Source organism: Kribbella solani (assembly GCF_014205295.1).
Lineage (GTDB): Bacteria > Actinomycetota > Actinomycetes > Propionibacteriales > Kribbellaceae > Kribbella > Kribbella solani.
Genome location: NZ_JACHNF010000001.1, coordinates 7654828 through 7670770 on the forward strand (window position 1 = coordinate 7654828; position 15943 = coordinate 7670770).

Consider the following 15943-nt stretch of genomic DNA (forward strand, 5'->3'; position numbering starts at 1 on the left):
CAGGGCGTGCCGTCTTTGACCGATGTGGCGCGCAACCACACCACGCTCGACCAAGCCGATCTCGACCGCCTGCAGCTGCTGGTGTCCGACTGGCAGATGCTCGCCGACCTGTCCTTCGCGGACCTGGTGCTCTGGCTGCCGGACACCGAAGGGCTGGGGTTCTGGGCCGGTGCGCAGATGCGCCCGACGACCGGGCCGACGGCGTACCTGGACGACATCGTCGGCAGTTTCATCCCGCGCGGGCGCCGGCACCTGCTGGACCAGGCGTACGACGGCGGGCGGATCTGCCGTGAGGGCGATCCGGAGTGGCGCGACGACGTACCGGTCCGGGTCGAGACGATTCCGGTCCGGCGCGGTTCCCGGGTGATCGCGGTGATCGCGCGGAACACCAACCTGCTCGGCGTCCGGACCCCGTCCCGGCTGGAGATCGCGTACCTGCAGAGCGCGACGGACCTGGCCCGGATGATCACCGACGGCATCTTCCCGTACGGCGGCGAACGGCTGTTGTCCACCACCCCACGGGTCGGTGACGGCTGCATCCGGGTCGATCGGCACGCAATGGTGACGTTCGCCAGCCCCAATGCGTTGTCCGCATACCGGCGAATGGGTCTGGTCACCGATCTCGTCGGCAGCCGGCTGAAAGACGTCACCGCCGAGCTGCTGCACTCCGGCCGCAAGGTCGACGACGTCCTCGCCTCGGTGCTGACCGGACGAGCCGCCCAGGAGATCGAGATCGAGAACCCGCAGGCGACGCTGTTCCTGCGGGCGATCCCGCTCCGCGCGGACGGCGCGCACACCGGCGCGCTGATCCTGCTCCGGGACGTGACGGAGCTGCGCAGCCGGGAGCGGGAGCTGGTCACCAAGGAGGCGACCATCCGGGAGATTCATCATCGCGTCAAGAACAACTTGCAGACGGTCGCCGCGTTACTCCGGATGCAGGCCCGGCGGATCACGGTGCCGGAAGGACAGGTGGCGCTGGCCGAGGCGGTCCGCCGGGTCGGGTCGATCGCGATCGTGCACGAGACGCTGTCCGAGTCGTTCGACGAGCACGTCGACTTCGACGACGTCGCGGACCGGGTCGCGGCGATGGTCGCGGACGTGTCGACGGTCGCGACCACGGTGGAGACGCGGCGCGGCGGTACGTTCGGCGTACTCGACTCCGAAGTGGCGACTCCGCTGGCGATGGTCCTGACCGAACTGATGCAGAACTCGGTCGAGCACGCGTTCGGTGCCCGCGACGGCGGCGAGGCGACCGGGACGATCGAGCTGACCGCGGAACGCTCGGTCGGGCGGCTGCGGGTCACGGTGATCGACGACGGGCTGGGCCTGCCGGCGAACTTCGACTCGGAGCTGTCCGGGAACCTGGGGCTGTCGATCGTCCGCACGCTGGTGATCGGCGAACTCGACGGCACCCTCAGCTTCGGCAACCGGCACGACGGCCGGCCCGGCACCCAGGTCACCCTGGACATCCCGGTCAAGGAGTAACGGCCGGGTGGGGGAAGGGTGCGGAAACACAAAGGCCCCGCGGTTCGCTCCGCGGGGCCTCGAAGAGGTTTGTCAGGCGGTGCGGATGCGCTGACGGGCGTTGCGGCGCTTGAGAGCGCGGCGCTCGTCCTCGCTCAGGCCGCCCCAGACACCGTGGTCCTGGCCGGCTTCGAGTGCCCAGGCCAGGCACTGCTCACGCACGTCGCAGCGTCGGCACACCTGCTTGGCTTCCTCGATCTGCATGATCGCGGGTCCGGTGTTGCCGATGGGGAAGAACAGTTCCGGGTCCTCGTCGAGGCATACGGCCCGGTGGCGCCAATCCATGGCGGATCCCATCTCTCTCAGTAGTTGACGTATGCTGTTCGGACAGGTCTGTACCCGAACGGCGATGCTGTACTCGTGGTCCGTTTCGCACGGCGGTGGGTGCTGGCGTGCGATCTGCTGCTCTCAACACAACTTCTGCCTTGTGTTGTGAACGCGTTCACGAACGACACCATGTTCCCAATCTCAGCTATGTGAAACAAGGGGTCTGGAGTTGTCGATCCGATCACAACACTTCCTTAACACTCCGAACCGGCACATAACGGCGTTCCCCATCCGGTAATCGGACGGAGCGGCTTTTCCGCATGCACCCGTTCACTGCAGGTAACCGTTCCAACTTCGTTTTGGTTACGCACAACCCTCGGAAACCTTGGCACTAAGCTGGCGCGGTGCCGACCGATTCCCCAGCAGCCACCGTTCCGAGACCGCTCAAGCTAGCCGCGGCAGTGGTCGCTGTGGAAGGGCTTGTGCTCTTCGTCCTCGGAATTGCCGAAGCCTTCACGATTCAGAGTGCCCGGCTGGTCCTCGGCCTGACCACCAGCGCCTTCTTCATCGTGTACGGGCTCGGGCTCGGGCTGGTCGCGTTCCTCGGGTTGTGGCGGGCGGCGCGCTGGAGCCGCGGGCCGACGGTTTTCACCCAGCTGATCCAGCTGCTGGTCGCGTACAGCTTCTGGGGCGGTGGTACGAAAGTGGTCGCGGTGGCACTCGCGGTGCTCTCCCTCACCGTACTGATCTGCATCTTCCAGAAGACGTCCACCGACGCCTTGGCCGGCGGCGACAACGACCACCCGGTGCTGTAACCGCAGCTACTCCTTCAGCAGACCTGTCCGGAGTTCGGTGAGGGTACGGGCCAGCAGCCGGGAGACGTGCATCTGGGAGATGCCGATCTCCTCGGCGATCTGGGACTGGGTCATGCCGCGGAAGAACCGCAAGGTCAGGATGCGCTTCTCGCGGGTGTCGAGCTGCGCCAGCAGCGGTTTCAGCGACTCCCGGTACTCGACGCTCTCCAGCGCCTCGTCCTCGCCACCGAGGCCGTCCAGGACCGTGGTGGCGTCCGTCTCGTTCTGATCGGGAGCGTCCAGGGACAAGGTGTTGTACGCGTTCGCGGACTCCAGGCCCTCGATCACCAGATCCGGCGACAGGCCGAGCCGTTCGGACAGCTCCGCCACCGTCGGCGCCCGGCCGAGCTCCTGGGTCAGCTCGGCGGTCGCGGCGGTCAGCGACAACCGCAGCTCCTGCAGCCGGCGCGGTACCCGGATCGCCCAGCCCTTGTCCCGGAAGTACCGCTTGATCTCACCGAGGATGGTCGGCGTCGCGTACGTGGAGAACTCGACGCCCCGGTCGGAGTCGAAACGGTCGATCGCTTTGATCAGACCGATGGTTGCCACCTGCACCAGGTCGTCGTACGGCTCGCCCCGGTTGCGGAACCGGCGGGCCAGGTGCTCCACCAAGGGCATGTGCAGCGCGACCAGGCCGTCCCGCGCGGCGGCGTGCGCGGGGTCCTTCGGGCCGTCCGCGGCCGCCATCGCCTGGAACAGCCCGGCGGTCCGGGACCGCAGGTCTGAGTAGTCCTGGCCTTCGACGGCCGGGGTTTCGGCGTCGGTCACAGGCTCTCCGTGGCGGTGGCGGTTGCCGTCACGGTGATGGTGAGCCGGCCGTCGATCGTCTCGGCGGCGGCCGATTCGACCAGCGCGGTCAGTACGGTCCAGCCGAACGAGTCGGTGTCCGGGGTCCAGCCGTTCGGAACGATCGCGCTGACGCGGACCAGCAGCTTCGGCGGCTCGATCAGGAACACGCAGTCCAGTACGCCGTCGGCGGCCTCCGGCAGCAGCAGCGCGCAGGCCTCGTCGACGGCGATCCGCAGGTCGTCGATCGCGTCCAGGGTGAAGTCGTTGCGGGCCGCGAGATTCCCGACCACCGAGCGCGGTACGGCGATGTACGCGCCATCCGCCGGAATGCTCAGCCGCACCTCGTCGACTCGTCCCATACTCACTTCAACTCCCGCGCGGTTGGCTGGTTTCGGTCCGACCGTACCCGAATTCAGAGGTGTTCGTGCTCCGAGCGGAGACGGGCGAGGAACGCCTGGGTACGCGGGTGCCGTGGGTTGCCGATCACGTCCTTGGGCGGACCGGACTCGACCACAACGCCGGCGTCCATGAAGACGACGGTGTCCGCGACATCGCGGGCGAACGACATCTCGTGGGTGACCACGATCATCGTCATCCCGTCCAGCGCCAGCTCGCGCATCACCGCGAGTACTTCGCCGACCAGCTCCGGGTCGAGCGCGGACGTCGGTTCGTCGAACAGCATCAGCTTCGGCTGCATCGCCAGCGCCCGCGCGATCGCGACCCGCTGCTGCTGCCCGCCGGACAGTTGCGCCGGGTACGCGTCGCAGCGATCCGCGAGGCCGACCCGGTCGAGCAGCTTCATCGCCCGTTCCCGCGCGGCCTTCTTCGCCTCCCGGCGGACCTGCAGCGGCGCCTCGACGATGTTCTCCAGCGCGGTCATGTGCGGGAACAGGTTGAACCGCTGGAAGACCATCCCGATCTCGCGCCGCTGGGCCGCGATCTCCTTGTTCTTCAGGCGGTACAGCTTCCCGTTCCGTTCGGTGTACCCCATCAGCTGGTCGTCGACCCAGATCCGGCCGCCGTCGATCGACTCGAGCTGGTTGATGCAGCGCAGGAAGGTGGTCTTACCCGAACCGGACGGTCCGAGCAGACACACCACCTGTCCACGCTCGACGTCGAGGTCGATGCCCTTCAGTACCTCGTTGTGGTGGAACGACTTGGTCACGTTGACCGCATGCACCAACGGCATCAGGCACCTCCTGCACCGGCCGGGCGGGCCGCGCGGGGACCACGCGGCGCCTTGGTCCCGAAGCCGCGGCCGAAGTGCCGCTCCAGGAAGTACTGGCCGATCATCAGCACGCTGGTGGCGGCCAGGTAGTACAACGTGGCGGCGACCGCGATCGGGAACGTTTTGTAGTACGTCGTACCGATCGACTGCAACTGGTAGAACAGCTCACCGATCACCGGTACGGCCACCAGCAGCGAGGTGTCCTTCAGCATCGCGATGGTCTCGTTGCCGGTCGGTGGCACGATCACCCGCATCGCCTGCGGCAGTACCACCCGGCGCATCACCTTGCCGCTGCTCATCCCCAGTGCCTGCGCGGCTTCCGCCTGGCCCTTGTCCACGCTCAGCATGCCGGCGCGGGCGATCTCAGCCATGTACGCGGCCTCGGAGAGACCCAGTCCGATCACACCGGCGACCAGGCCGGTGAACACCTGGTTGGCGTCCAGGTTCAGGAACCGTAGGTCACCCGACAGCCCGAACCACTCCATCAGCTTCCAGTCGAACGGGACACCGAACGAAAGGCCCTGCGGGAACAGGATGCCCAGTGTGCCCATGCTGAACAGCAGGATGTACCTGGGGATGCTCCGGAAGAACCAGGTGAACACCCAGGAGACACCGGACAGGATGGGGTTGTCGGACAACCGCATCACCGCCAGCAGTACGCCACCACCGACGCCGACCACCATGGACAGCGCGGTGACCAGCAGCGTGCCCTTGAGGAAGCCGGCGATCACCGGCTGCTGGTTCATCGCCTGGAACACGAAGCTCCAGTCGAAGGCCTTGTTCGTCACCAGCAGGTGGACCAGCATCGCCACCAGTACGGCGATCACGGCGATAGCCACCCACCGGCCGGGATGCCGGACCGGTACCGCGTCGATCCGGCCCGGACGGCCGGCCACCTGGTCCTGTGGCCGGCTCTGCGCATCGGCACTCATGCTTCAGCTCACGGGTTGACGGCGTAGTCGGTGATCGCCCCGGAGTCGTTGTTCCACTTCTGCAGGATCGACTTGTAGGTGCCGTCGGCGTTCAGCTCCTGCAGCGCCTTCGTCACCGCCTGCGCGAACTGGGTGTTCGCCTTCGGGATCACATAGCCGTACGGCGCCGCGTCGTAGATGTCACCGAGCTGCTCGAGCTGACCGTTGGTCTGCTTGATCGCGTCCAGTACGACCGGGGAGTCGGCCAGCATCGCGTCGGACTTGCCGGACACCAGGTCCGCGGTCGCCTGGTCCTGCTTGTCCCGCGGCAGCTCCTTGATCGGCGGCTGGCCGGCGTCCTTGCACTTCTTCTGCCGGATCGGCAGATCGTCCAGCTGCTGCGTGGTACCGGTCTGGACGCTGACGGTCTTGCCGCAGGCCTGGTCGGCCTTGACGCCCTTCGGGTTGCCCTTCGCGGTCGCCCACAACGTACCGGCGCTGAAGTAGCTGACCATGTTGACCTGTTTCTTGCGCTCGGCGTTGATCGTGAACGACGAGACGCCGACGTCGTACTTGCCGCCCTGGACGCCGGTGATGATGGTGTTGAAGGTGGCCGGCTGCCACTCGACCGTGACGCCGAACTTCCGCGCGACCGCGTTGAACAGGTCGACGTCCATCCCGACGACGGTCTTGCCGCCCTGCAGGAACTCGTTCGGCCGGTAGGTCGCGTCGGTGCCGACGACGATCTTCCCGGCGGTCTTGATCTTGGCCGGCAACGCGGCGGCCAGCTCGGCGTCCGTGCTCGCCGGGGCACTCGACGGAGCGCTGGACGGGCCGCTCGACGGGGACGTGGTGGACCCGCCACCCTCGAGGGAGTTCGAACCGCACCCGGCGGCCGCGAGAACCAGGACACCGGACAGCGCCAGCGTCCTCCGCAGGACAGACATCCAGTCCTCCAAACCCGGGCGCCGGCCGTCCCGGCGCCATGTGTCCGCATCTTGACACAGCACCCTGCCCGGGGCGCATGCATTGGCGCGTAATGGAGACCGATTCGTAGTGTGACGGCGCGAACGCTGCGTAGCGTCGATCGCCGGGCACGGAGCGTGACGTCAGACCACCTGGATCGCCGCGGGCCCGGATTCGACCAGCTCGCCGATCACCGGATGGCCGGGGATCTCGCCGGCGATCAGCAGGCCGCCGGAGGTCTGCGCGTCCGCGAGCAGCAAGAGCTCGGCCTCATCGACCTGATAGTCCACCGAGTCCCGGACCCATTCGAGATTGCGCCGGCTGCCGCCAGGTACGTAGCCGGCGGCGAGCGAGGCGCGTACGTCCTCCAGGTACGGCACGGCGGATGCCTCGATGATCGCGGACACGCCGCTCGCGCGGACGAGCTTGAGCAGATGGCCGAGCAGCCCGAAGCCGGTGACGTCGGTCGCACAGACCGAGCCCGCGGCCAGCGCCGCGCGTGACGCGTCGCGGTTCAGCGTGGTCATCGCCTGAACTGCCTGTGGGAACACCTGACCGGTGGCCTTGTGCCGATTGTTGAGTACGCCGAGACCGAGCGGTTTCGTCAAGGTCAACGGGACGCCCGGGCGGCCGGCATCGTTGCGGAGCAGGCGATCCGGATCGGCGATGCCGGTGACGGCCAGCCCGTACTTGGGTTCCGGATCGTCGATGCTGTGCCCGCCGGCCAGATGTGTGTCCGCGGCCGAGCACACGTCGGCGCCACCGCGCATCACCTCCGCGGCCAGCTCGAACGGGATCTTGTCCCGCGGCCACGCCAGCAGGTTGACCGCGACGACCGGATCGCCACCCATCGCGTACACGTCGGAGAGCGCGTTGGTGGCCGCGATCCGGCCCCAGTCGTACGCGTCGTCGACGACCGGCGTGAAGAAGTCGGCGGTCGCGATCATCGCCCGGGTCCCGTCGATCCGGACCGCGGCCGCGTCGTCGCCGTTCTCCACGCCGACGAGCAAGGCGCCACCCGCGCGGGCGGTCCCGGTGCCGGCGAGCACTCGTTCCAGTTCGCCCGGCGGGACCTTGCAGGCGCAACCGCCACCGGCGGCGTACTGGGTGAGCCGGGGCGGCGCGGCGCTGACCATGAATTCACGGTAGGGCACCGCGCGTCACCACCCGGCGACACGCCGAACCCGTACGCCGCGCCGGCCGCGCTCTTGAGAGGGTGTTGCGCGGAGGCGTACCTCGTCTGGTGACGGGCGCGGTCTTCAACACCGACGTGGCCGAGCATCTCGGCCAGGCGGGTTCGATTCCCGTCCGCCTCCGCCAAACCGCACTGCTCCATCTGACTGAGCTGGAGGTGGTTGGTGGACGATCCGCGACGCGTCACGCCGCGTACTGACGTGGTGCTGGCCGATCCTGACGTGCAGGCCGCGGTGGCTCGGCTCGGCAAGCGCATCGTGAAGCAGGCCGTTGACGACGTACTCGATAGGTGCCGGCGGGGTGAGGTCGATCCGTCTCACGTCGCTGCGGCCGTGGTCGCTGCACTGCCTGCGCGGGCGACCTCGTTGCGGGCGGTGCTGAACGCGACCGGAGTCGTGGTGCATACGAACCTGGGCCGGGCGCCGCTGTCGGCGGCTGCTGTCGATGCGTTGCAGGTTGCCGCTGGGGCGACTGATGTCGAGCTCGATCTGGTCAGTGGGCGCCGGGGCCGGCGTGGGCGGGCCACGCTGGCGGCGTTGCAGGCGGCAGTACCGGACGCGGGTGGCGTACACGTGGTGAACAACGGTGCCGCGGCGCTCGCGTTGGTGACGTGTGTGCTGGCGAGTGGCAAGAACGTGGTGATCGCGCGTGGTGAGTTGGTCGAGATCGGCGATGGGTTCCGTATCCCGGAGTTGCTGGAGTCGGTGGGTGCGACGCTGCGCGAGGTGGGGACGACCAACCGGGTCAAGCTGAGCGACTACGCCGGGGCGATCGACGCCGAGACCGCGTTCGTGCTCAAGGTGCATCCGTCGAACTTCCGGGTCGAGGGGTTCACGGCCGCGGTGCCGGTTCGGGAGTTGTCCGGGCTGTCGGTGCCGGTTGTGGTGGACATCGGGTCCGGTTTGCTGGCGGCGCATCCGCGGTTGCCTGATGAGCCGAGTGCTGGTGCGGTACTGCGGGCTGGTGCTCGGTTGGTCACTGCATCTGGGGACAAGCTGCTCGGGGGACCGCAGTGTGGCTTGTTGCTGGGGGAGCGGGAGCTGGTCGAGCGGTTGCGGACGCATCCGTTCGCACGGGCGTTGCGGGTCGACAAGCTGGCACTCGCCGCGCTGGAGGCGACCCTGTCTGGGCCGCCGACGCCGGTTGCGGTCGCGTTGGCGTCACGGCCGGAGGAGTTGCGGAGGCGCGCGGAGAGGATCGCTTCTGAGCTGGCTGCCTATGGTGCTGTTGCGGTGGAGTCGACTGCTGCGGTTGGTGGTGGCGGTGCGCCGGGTGTCGAGTTGGAGAGTGCGGCTGTCTCGCTGCCTGCTGAACTGAACGACCGCCTCAGGACAGGAACTCCAGCAGTAGTCGGTTACCTTCACGGCGGCCGTTTGCTACTCGACCTGATCGCTCTCCCGGCAATACACGATCCCCACCTTGTCGACGCGGTGCACAAGGCGGAGAAGGGGGAGGGGTGATGTGGGTTGTTGCTACGGCGGGGCATGTTGATCATGGGAAGTCTTCGTTGGTTTGGGCGTTGACTGGTAGTGATCCGGATCGGCTGGCGGAAGAGCGGCGGCGGGGGCTGACGATCGAGCTTGGTTACTGCTGGACCGACCTGCCGGGCGCGGGACAGATTGCGTTCGTGGATGTGCCAGGGCATGAGCGGTTCATTCAAACCACGCTCGCGGGGGTAGGCCCAGTGCCCGCCGTTCTCTTCGTGGTAGCGGCCGACGACGACTGGATGCCGCAGGCAACCGAACACCTGGCCGCGTTGGATGCCTTCGGCGTACGCCATGCGGTCCTGGCCGTGACCCGATCCGACCTGGCAGATCCACGGCCGGCCACCGAACGCGCCATCGCCCACCTGAATCGAACCTCACTGCGCGGCGCCCGGACAGTTGCCGTGAGCACCCGTACCGGCATCGGTCTGGACGAACTCCGCGATGCCCTTGCAGAGCTGGTGAATTCGCTACCACGACCAGCGCCGACCGCCGACGTACGCCTCTGGGTGGACCGCTGCTTCACCATCCGCGGCGCCGGCACCATCGTCACCGGAACCCTGCCCGCCGGCACCATCACCGTCGGCGACCAGCTGTCCCTCGGCGCGGACACCGTGCGCGTGCGCGGCATCGAAACCCTCGGACAGCCAGCTACGACGATCAGCGGCACGGCCCGCGTCGCCCTGAACCTTGGCAGCAAGACCCCGTTCACCCTAGGCCGGAGCAGCGTCCTCACCACCCCGTACGCCTGGCATCACACCACCACCGCCGATCTTCGCGTCCCGGGCCTCGGTGACGTACGCCGTCCGGACCGGATGACGTTGCACGTCGGCGCGGTCGCCGAAGCCGTGCACGTACGCCCGCTGGACGCCGCACTGGCCAGGATCGTGTTGCCAAGGGCCCTGCCGCTCCGAGTCGGCGATCGCGCGATCCTCCGCGATCCAGGAAACCGAACCATCCTGGCCGCCGTCGTCGTCGATCCGGCGCCGCCGCCGCTCGGTCGGCGCGGTGCCGCGGCCCGGCGAGCGGCCGAGCTGGCGACTGCCGACGGCACAGTCGATCCAACCAAGGAGGTATGGCGCCGGCGCCTCGTCGCTGCATCCTTGCTTCGGCAGATCGGCGTCGATCCCGCGGCCGCTTCCGCCGTACGCGCCGGTGACTGGGTGCTGAGCCGCGAGCACGCCGCAACCCTTCGAGACAAGGCGATCGCGCTGATCCGGACCGAAGCCGATGCGCCGGAGCTGGGCCTGCCGCTCGCGGTTGTCGCCCGGCACCTCGACCTGCCCGAACCGGATCTGGTCCGTCCGTTGGTCCAGCCACCATTGCGGCTGGCGGGCGGCGCGGTGGTGATCGACCTCGACGCACCGAGTCCCGCGATGGCCGCGTTGCGGCGACTGATCGCGGAGCTGACCGAAAGTCCGTTCGCCGCACCGGACGCGAGCCGGCTGCGTACGCTCGGGCTGGACGAGAAGGTGATCGCCGCCGCCGTACGCGCTGGGCGGTTGGTGCGGCTGGACGGCTCGGTGCTGCTGTTGCCTGGCGCGGACCAGCTCGCGGCGCGGTTGCTGAGTGAGCTGCCGCAGCCGTTCACCGTCAGCCAGGCAAGAGAGTGCTTGGGCGTACCCCGGCGAATCGTGGTTCCGATCCTCGAACAACTCGACCGGACCGGCCGCACCCGCAGGCTGCCCGACAACCGTCACACCAGCCGCGACGAGCACGATTCTGGTCAATCAGTTGCCCATTATGGGCGCGGCCCCGCGAACCATTGACACGGTTCATGCACTGCCGTTCCATTCTCGCGTAATGGAGTGAGCGCGGACAGTCACCACGTGAGACGACCTGGGGGCAGCCATGCACGGCCTGGATGGCATCGCATTGATCGGATGGGTCGCCCAGACGATTCCCGCGTGCCTGCTGCTGTTTGCCGGCCTCGCCAAGCTCCGTCGGCCCGGAACGCCGGCCCAGGTGATCGCCCGGCTGGGTGCGCCCAGCCGCACCGCGCGTCAGGTCGCCTGGATCGTCATCACCGCCGAGCTGACCTTCGGCACTGGCCTGCTGGTCGCCGCCGGCGCGGCCTGGCCGCGGGTCGGCGCCGCGCTGCTCGCGATCGGCTTCGCACTCGCCGGACTGCGCGCGCTGACGGCGAAGCTGCACGTTCGCTGCGCCTGTTTCGGCGACGGGCAGGGGACCTTGGGCAAGCGCCAGCTGCTGGCCCTGCCGGGCTGGTTGATCGCCCTCGCGGTAGCGCAGCTCGTTGATGTGAACGGAAACGTACAAGGCGGTCTGGGTGTGCTGGCCGGAGCATTGACCGCCGGCTTCGCCGTCCGGCTGCTGCGCAACCTTGCCTTCTTACGCGACGTACGAGCCGATCGGGTCGCACTGACCTGACGAACACGATAGGGGGATCGGATGGTCACCGTACTGCTGATCGTCGTCTGCCTGCTGATCGCGATGGCGTTCGTCCTGCTGGGCGCCCAGATCGAACTGTTCGAGCAGGTCAAGCAACTGCGGAAGTTCCTTGATCTGGAGGACAAAGTCACCGATCTCGAGCTGGCGGCCGCGGGTGCCAGGCCCAGCGAGGTCGGGCTGCCGAAGGAGCTGGACCACGTCGAGACCGGCGCGGTCCTGTTGCTGTCCAACAAATGCGCGACCTGTCAGACGCTCGCCGCCACCCTGCGCGGCGGGCGGCTGCCGGACGGGATCTGGCTGCTCGTCGTCCCGGTCACCGGGGACGCGCGGGAGTTCGTCGATCACTACGAGCTGCGCGGCGACCGGATCAGCGTCGACCTCGGCGAGCTGACCACGAACCGGCTCGGGCTCGACGTGACCCCGTCCGCCGTGTTCGTCGAGGACGGCCGGCTCACCACCGCGCAGACGGTGCCGTCGGTACGCCACCTCCGCACGCTGCCGCCTCGCCGGGCGGCGAAATCCATCAGTTGAGGAGAACGGTATGAAACCAGCAAGAGGTGTCCGCCGGACATCAGCCGACGGAACGACACGGCGCGGATTTCTCGGCGGGGTGAGCAAGGTCGGCATGGCCGTCGTGGCCGGAGCGGCCGGCCTGGTCGAAACCGGCCAGAAGGCAATGGCCTCCCCACAGGCGACCTGGCGGTGCTGCAACCTGTACTTCGGTCAGCCGAACTGCCCGATCAACTCGTCCGGCTCGTACTACTGCACCCGCGGCACGATGCGGCAATGGTGCTGCTGCAGCGGCTCGCGTACGTACGCGTGTGGCGAATGCACGGGTGGCAGCAGCTGTGGCCAAGGCCCGTTCTACTGCTCGGCCGGCTGGACGACGGCGCCGAACACCTGCGTGTCCGGTTGCGCCAGCGGCGTCGCCACCGCCGATGCCGCGGAGCTGGCCACCTGGAACAACGGCACCTATCCGTCCGCGCCGGCACCGGACTACGTCGACGCCCACCCCGAAGTGTTCGCGGTCCGCCATCGGTGAACATGCATCCGCTGTTCGTCCTCGGCATGTTCGGCCTGCCGGTACTGGCCGGATTCGCCCAGCTGTTCAGTCTTTGAGGCATGTCGTTCGTCGGTTACCTCCGGCCGGTGGCCCAGTCGGAGTCCGACGACCGGCCAGCCGGGCGCTGGTCGATAGCTACCTTGGCCGTCGGCTTCCTGTCGTCGGCACTGCTGATGACGGCGGTCGTGTTCCTGCTCGGTCACGTCCTGACCACGGTGCTCGGTCTTGGGCAGCCGGCCCGCGCGGGCGTGGCAGCCGTACTGCTGACCGCGTGCTTCGTGGTGAACGGTGACCTGTTCAGGTTCAAACCGCCGATGCTGCAACGGCAGACTCCACAGCGGGTGTTCTACCTGTTCGGGCCGGTTCGGGGCGCGTTGATCTGGGGCCTGGACACCGGGCTGATGGTCACCACGTTCCGGATCAGCGCCGCGACCTGGGCGACGTTGGGCCTGGTGGCGCTGGGACTGCTGCCGTGGTGGGCCGGCGCGGCGTACGCGTTCGGGTTCGTCGTACCGGTGGCGATCGCGGTCCTGGGCGTACCGCCCCGGGAAGGGCCGGAGGACACCTCGATCGAGCCAGGCTGGTTGCTTGAGGCAATCACCCGGTTCGTCAAGCCGGTGTACCGGGTGGCGTCGATCCTGCTGGCGCTGAACGTGGTCACACTGGTCCTGATCGCGGTGGGTTGAGCGCCATGGGTCGAGCGGTGGCACCGTCCGGTGCCACCGCTCGGATTTCAGCTGGTCTGTTCCACGTGGGTCGGATCGAGGACGCGGCGCAGGAACGTCCGGGTGCGTTCCTCCTTCGGGTCGCCGATCACCGCCGCGGGCGGGCCCTGCTCGACGATCACGCCGCCGTCCATGAACACGACCCGGTCCGCCACCTCGCGGGCGAAGGCCATCTCGTGCGTGACCACGAGCATCGTCATCCCGTCCAGGGCGAGCTTGCGCATCACCGTCAGTACGTCGCCGACGAGCTCCGGGTCGAGCGCGGAGGTCGGCTCGTCGAACAGCATCAGCGCCGGGTCCATCGACAGCGCGCGGGCGATCGCCACCCGCTGCTGCTGGCCACCGGACAGCTGGGCCGGGAACGCGTCGATCTTGTCGCTCAGCCCGACACGTTCCAGGTTGGCCCGGGCGACCCGTTCCGCCTCGTCGGCGGTGCGCTTCAGGACGGTGCGCTGGGCAACCGTGCAGTTCCCGAGTACGGACAGATGCGGGAACAGGTTGAACTGCTGGAAGACGATCCCGATCTGTTGCCGGGCCGCGTCCAGGTGACAGTCCGGGTGGGTGATCTCCTCGCCGCGGACGAACACCTGACCCTGCTGCGGCTGCTCCAGCAGGTTCACGCACCGCAGCAGCGTCGACTTGCCCGATCCGGACGGGCCGATCACGCAGACCACCTCGCCCTGCTCGACGGTGAAGTCGATACCGCGCAGGACGTGGTTGTTACCGAACGACTTGTGCAGGTCCTTGATTTCTACCGACTGGGGTGGTGGGGCGGGGGAGGTATTCAGGTTGGCCATTTATCGGGTCCTCGCTGTCCGGGCTTCGAGCCGGCGGGCCAGGATGCCCAGCGGCAGGGTGATCACCAGGTAGCAGAAGCCGCAGACCACGATCGGGGTCAGGTTCGAGTCCGTGTTCGCCAGGTCCCGGCCGAAGCCGGTCAGCTCGTACCCGTCCGCGGCGACGCCGATCATGAACACCAGCGACGAGTCCTTCACCAGCAGGATCAGGTCGTTGGTCAGCGGCGGCAGCACGATCCGGAACGCCTGCGGCAGCACGATCTTCCGCATCGCCAGCCCGGCCGGCATCCCGAGCGACCGGGCCGCCTCGACCTGTCCCTTCGGCACCGCCTGGATCCCGGCCCGGATCACCTCGGCCATGTACGCCGACGCGACGATCCCGAGCGCCAGCCAGACCACGCCGTACGGATCCCACGGAATCGTCATCCCCGGGAACGCCAGCGGCAGCAGGCTGAACGCGATGAAGACCACGATCGCGGGCAGGCCACGGAAGAACTCGATGTACGCGGTCGCGATCCACCGGTACGGACCGACCTGGCTGAGTTTCATCAACGCCAGCAGCGTGCCGCCGGCCAGCCCGATCACGAACGCGCCGGCGGTGTACTCGAGCGTTTTCACCAGCGCGTTCAGGACGCCGTCGGTGAAGGTGGACTTGATGAACTCCGGCTTGAAGAACACGCTGCCGATCTGGCCCCAGTTCGCACTGAAGGCAGCGGCCAGGACCAGTACGATCAGGATCGCGTACTGAATCCAGCGGGAGCGCCGGGCCCGCTGCCGCGGGCTCAGCCCCTTCCGCTCAACGGTGGTTCCGGTCGAGGTACTCACTTCTTCGGCTCAACCCCGAACCACAACTTGTAGATCTCGTTGTACTTCCCGTCCGACTTGGCCTTGGTCAGCAGCTCGTTGAACTTGGCCACCAGTTTCGGGCCGCTGCCGTCCTTCAGCGCGCCGAACCCGTACTGCTCGCCGGTGTGGAACTCGGCCACCACCGCCATGTCGTCGTTCGCCTTGACGAAGTCGTAGAGCACGCCGTTGTCGTTGATCGCGGCGTCCACCCGGCCGGACTTGACGTTGTTCTCCTGCAGCGCCAGGTCGTTGAACGGGATCACCGTGTACCCGTTCGCGGCCGCGTTCGCGTCCGCGTACTTCTTGCCGGTGGTGTCCGCCTGGGCGCCGAGCTTCTTGCCCTTCAGGTCGGCCAGCGACTTGATCCCCGAGTCCTTCTTCGTCATCAGCACCTGGGTCGCGTCCATGTACGGGTCGGTGATGCTGATCGCGGCCTGGCGCTCCGGCGTGATCGTCATCGCGCCCATGCCCATGTCGCACTTCTTCGCCTGGAACGCGGCGCCCGAGGTGACCTGGGACCACTCGATGTTCACCACGTCCTGTTCGACGCCGAGGTCCTTGGCGACCAGATCGAGCAGGTCGACGTCGAAGCCGACGACCTTGGTGCCGTCCTTGTACTGGAACGGCTTGTACGGCAAATGCGTACAGATCGTCAGTTTTCCGGGCTTGACCAGCGTGATGCCGGCCGCTTTCGCCTTGTCCTCGGAGCCACTGCTGCTGCCCGAACCGCCACCGCACGCGGTGAGCGTGAGCGCGAGGACAGCGGCCGAGGCGGTGAGTGCCCGTGCTCGGCGGGTACGGAGAGAGGGGACGATGTTCATCGCGGATTCTCCTCGACAGGGGTTGTGAATCCGAGAATCCTGGCACACCTCGGTGCCTGTGTGAC

The 15943-nt window shown here is 67.9% G+C and carries 18 protein-coding genes and 1 tRNA gene; 9 read left to right on the top strand and 10 right to left on the bottom strand.

Annotated elements, in window-relative coordinates:
- Positions 1-6: 6 nt before the first annotated feature.
- Positions 7-1485, top strand: coding sequence for a histidine kinase N-terminal domain-containing protein (locus HDA44_RS35540; protein ID WP_184842204.1), 1479 nt, complete (start codon positions 7-9; stop codon positions 1483-1485).
- Positions 1486-1557: 72 nt separating this feature from the next.
- Here HDA44_RS35540 and HDA44_RS35545 read toward each other — a convergent pair whose 3' ends face one another.
- Positions 1558-1809 carry a WhiB family transcriptional regulator gene (locus HDA44_RS35545; RefSeq protein ID WP_130383822.1) on the bottom strand — a complete coding sequence of 84 codons (252 nt, stop codon included), beginning with the start codon at positions 1807-1809 and terminating at the stop codon, positions 1558-1560.
- 386 nt (positions 1810-2195) lie between these two features.
- Between HDA44_RS35545 and HDA44_RS35550 the strand changes: the two genes are divergently transcribed.
- On the top strand, positions 2196-2606 hold the full coding sequence (locus tag HDA44_RS35550) for a hypothetical protein (RefSeq protein WP_184842207.1): 411 nt from the start codon (positions 2196-2198) through the stop codon (positions 2604-2606).
- A gap of 6 nt (positions 2607-2612) precedes the next feature.
- Here HDA44_RS35550 and HDA44_RS35555 read toward each other — a convergent pair whose 3' ends face one another.
- The 6 genes from HDA44_RS35555 to selD all read right to left on the bottom strand — a co-directional run bounded on the left by HDA44_RS35555 (position 2613) and on the right by selD (position 7693).
- The gene (locus HDA44_RS35555) at positions 2613-3413 is read right to left on the bottom strand and encodes a SigB/SigF/SigG family RNA polymerase sigma factor (protein ID WP_184842210.1); all 801 of its coding nucleotides are present in this window, start codon (positions 3411-3413) and stop codon (positions 2613-2615) included.
- On the bottom strand, positions 3410-3793 hold the full coding sequence (locus HDA44_RS35560; protein ID WP_184844810.1) for an ATP-binding protein: 384 nt from the start codon (positions 3791-3793) through the stop codon (positions 3410-3412). Before HDA44_RS35560 ends, HDA44_RS35555 begins: the two co-directional genes overlap by 4 nt.
- 53 nt (positions 3794-3846) lie before the next feature.
- Complete coding sequence (locus tag HDA44_RS35565) at positions 3847-4623, bottom strand: amino acid ABC transporter ATP-binding protein (RefSeq protein WP_184842213.1); 777 nt, start codon at positions 4621-4623, stop codon at positions 3847-3849.
- Positions 4623-5594: an amino acid ABC transporter permease gene (locus HDA44_RS35570; RefSeq protein ID WP_184842215.1), complete on the bottom strand. Its 972-nt coding sequence runs from the start codon at positions 5592-5594 to the stop codon at positions 4623-4625. The genes HDA44_RS35565 and HDA44_RS35570 overlap by 1 nt, the downstream gene beginning before the upstream one ends.
- A gap of 8 nt (positions 5595-5602) precedes the next feature.
- Positions 5603-6520, bottom strand: a complete 918-nt coding sequence (locus HDA44_RS35575) for an ABC transporter substrate-binding protein (protein WP_184842218.1) — start codon at positions 6518-6520, stop codon at positions 5603-5605.
- Positions 6521-6682: 162 nt separating this feature from the next.
- Positions 6683-7693, bottom strand: a complete 1011-nt coding sequence (selD, locus tag HDA44_RS35580) for a selenide, water dikinase SelD (RefSeq protein WP_337906793.1) — start codon at positions 7691-7693, stop codon at positions 6683-6685.
- A 71-nt stretch (positions 7694-7764) separates the two neighbouring features.
- Between selD and HDA44_RS35585 the strand changes: the two genes are divergently transcribed.
- The 7 genes from HDA44_RS35585 to HDA44_RS35615 all read left to right on the top strand — a co-directional run bounded on the left by HDA44_RS35585 (position 7765) and on the right by HDA44_RS35615 (position 13375).
- Positions 7765-7859, top strand: a tRNA-Sec gene (locus HDA44_RS35585).
- A gap of 38 nt (positions 7860-7897) precedes the next feature.
- Positions 7898-9193, top strand: a complete 1296-nt coding sequence (selA, locus tag HDA44_RS35590; RefSeq protein ID WP_184842221.1) for an L-seryl-tRNA(Sec) selenium transferase — start codon at positions 7898-7900, stop codon at positions 9191-9193.
- Positions 9193-10986 carry a SelB domain-containing protein gene (locus HDA44_RS35595; RefSeq protein WP_184842224.1) on the top strand — a complete coding sequence of 598 codons (1794 nt, stop codon included), beginning with the start codon at positions 9193-9195 and terminating at the stop codon, positions 10984-10986. Before selA ends, HDA44_RS35595 begins: the two co-directional genes overlap by 1 nt.
- An 82-nt stretch (positions 10987-11068) precedes the next feature.
- Entirely contained in the window at positions 11069-11605 is a 537-nt protein-coding gene (locus HDA44_RS35600) for a MauE/DoxX family redox-associated membrane protein (protein ID WP_184842228.1), read from the top strand.
- A 21-nt stretch (positions 11606-11626) separates the two neighbouring features.
- A complete protein-coding gene (locus HDA44_RS35605) occupies positions 11627-12157 on the top strand; it encodes a hypothetical protein (protein WP_184842230.1) in 531 nt (176 codons plus the stop codon).
- Positions 12158-12167: 10 nt separating this feature from the next.
- On the top strand, positions 12168-12668 hold the full coding sequence (locus HDA44_RS35610) for a twin-arginine translocation signal domain-containing protein (protein ID WP_184842233.1): 501 nt from the start codon (positions 12168-12170) through the stop codon (positions 12666-12668).
- Between the two features lie 80 nt (positions 12669-12748).
- On the top strand, positions 12749-13375 hold the full coding sequence (locus HDA44_RS35615; RefSeq protein ID WP_184842236.1) for a hypothetical protein: 627 nt from the start codon (positions 12749-12751) through the stop codon (positions 13373-13375).
- Between the two features lie 47 nt (positions 13376-13422).
- On the opposite strand, the gene HDA44_RS35620 is transcribed toward HDA44_RS35615, so the two are convergent.
- The 3 genes from HDA44_RS35620 to HDA44_RS35630 are packed head-to-tail and all read right to left on the bottom strand — an operon-like array spanning position 13423 to position 15878.
- Entirely contained in the window at positions 13423-14211 is a 789-nt protein-coding gene (locus tag HDA44_RS35620; protein ID WP_184842239.1) for an amino acid ABC transporter ATP-binding protein, read from the bottom strand.
- Complete coding sequence (locus HDA44_RS35625) at positions 14212-15036, bottom strand: ABC transporter permease subunit (RefSeq protein ID WP_184842241.1); 825 nt, start codon at positions 15034-15036, stop codon at positions 14212-14214. It lies immediately after the preceding gene.
- Positions 15033-15878 (bottom strand): ABC transporter substrate-binding protein, encoded by an 846-nt coding sequence (locus HDA44_RS35630; protein WP_184842244.1) that lies wholly within the window; start codon positions 15876-15878, stop codon positions 15033-15035. Before HDA44_RS35630 ends, HDA44_RS35625 begins: the two co-directional genes overlap by 4 nt.
- Positions 15879-15943 lie beyond the last annotated feature (65 nt).

Bases quoted from the DNA above. Each gene is read 5' to 3' on its own strand.
- HDA44_RS35630 (WP_184842244.1), bottom strand. From the start codon at position 15,878: ATGAACATCGTCCCCTCTCTCCGTACCCGCCGAGCACGGGCACTCACC.
- HDA44_RS35545 (WP_130383822.1), bottom strand. From the start codon at position 1,809: ATGGATTGGCGCCACCGGGCCGTATGCCTCGACGAGGACCCGGAACTG.
- HDA44_RS35600 (WP_184842228.1), top strand. From the start codon at position 11,069: ATGCACGGCCTGGATGGCATCGCATTGATCGGATGGGTCGCCCAGACG.
- HDA44_RS35615 (WP_184842236.1), top strand. From the start codon at position 12,749: ATGTCGTTCGTCGGTTACCTCCGGCCGGTGGCCCAGTCGGAGTCCGAC.
- HDA44_RS35570 (WP_184842215.1), bottom strand. From the start codon at position 5,594: ATGAGTGCCGATGCGCAGAGCCGGCCACAGGACCAGGTGGCCGGCCGT.
- HDA44_RS35595 (WP_184842224.1), top strand. From the start codon at position 9,193: ATGTGGGTTGTTGCTACGGCGGGGCATGTTGATCATGGGAAGTCTTCG.
- HDA44_RS35575 (WP_184842218.1), bottom strand. From the start codon at position 6,520: ATGTCTGTCCTGCGGAGGACGCTGGCGCTGTCCGGTGTCCTGGTTCTC.
- HDA44_RS35610 (WP_184842233.1), top strand. From the start codon at position 12,168: ATGAAACCAGCAAGAGGTGTCCGCCGGACATCAGCCGACGGAACGACA.
- HDA44_RS35565 (WP_184842213.1), bottom strand. From the start codon at position 4,623: ATGCCGTTGGTGCATGCGGTCAACGTGACCAAGTCGTTCCACCACAAC.
- HDA44_RS35560 (WP_184844810.1), bottom strand. From the start codon at position 3,793: ATGGGACGAGTCGACGAGGTGCGGCTGAGCATTCCGGCGGATGGCGCG.
- HDA44_RS35605 (WP_184842230.1), top strand. From the start codon at position 11,627: ATGGTCACCGTACTGCTGATCGTCGTCTGCCTGCTGATCGCGATGGCG.
- HDA44_RS35620 (WP_184842239.1), bottom strand. From the start codon at position 14,211: ATGGCCAACCTGAATACCTCCCCCGCCCCACCACCCCAGTCGGTAGAA.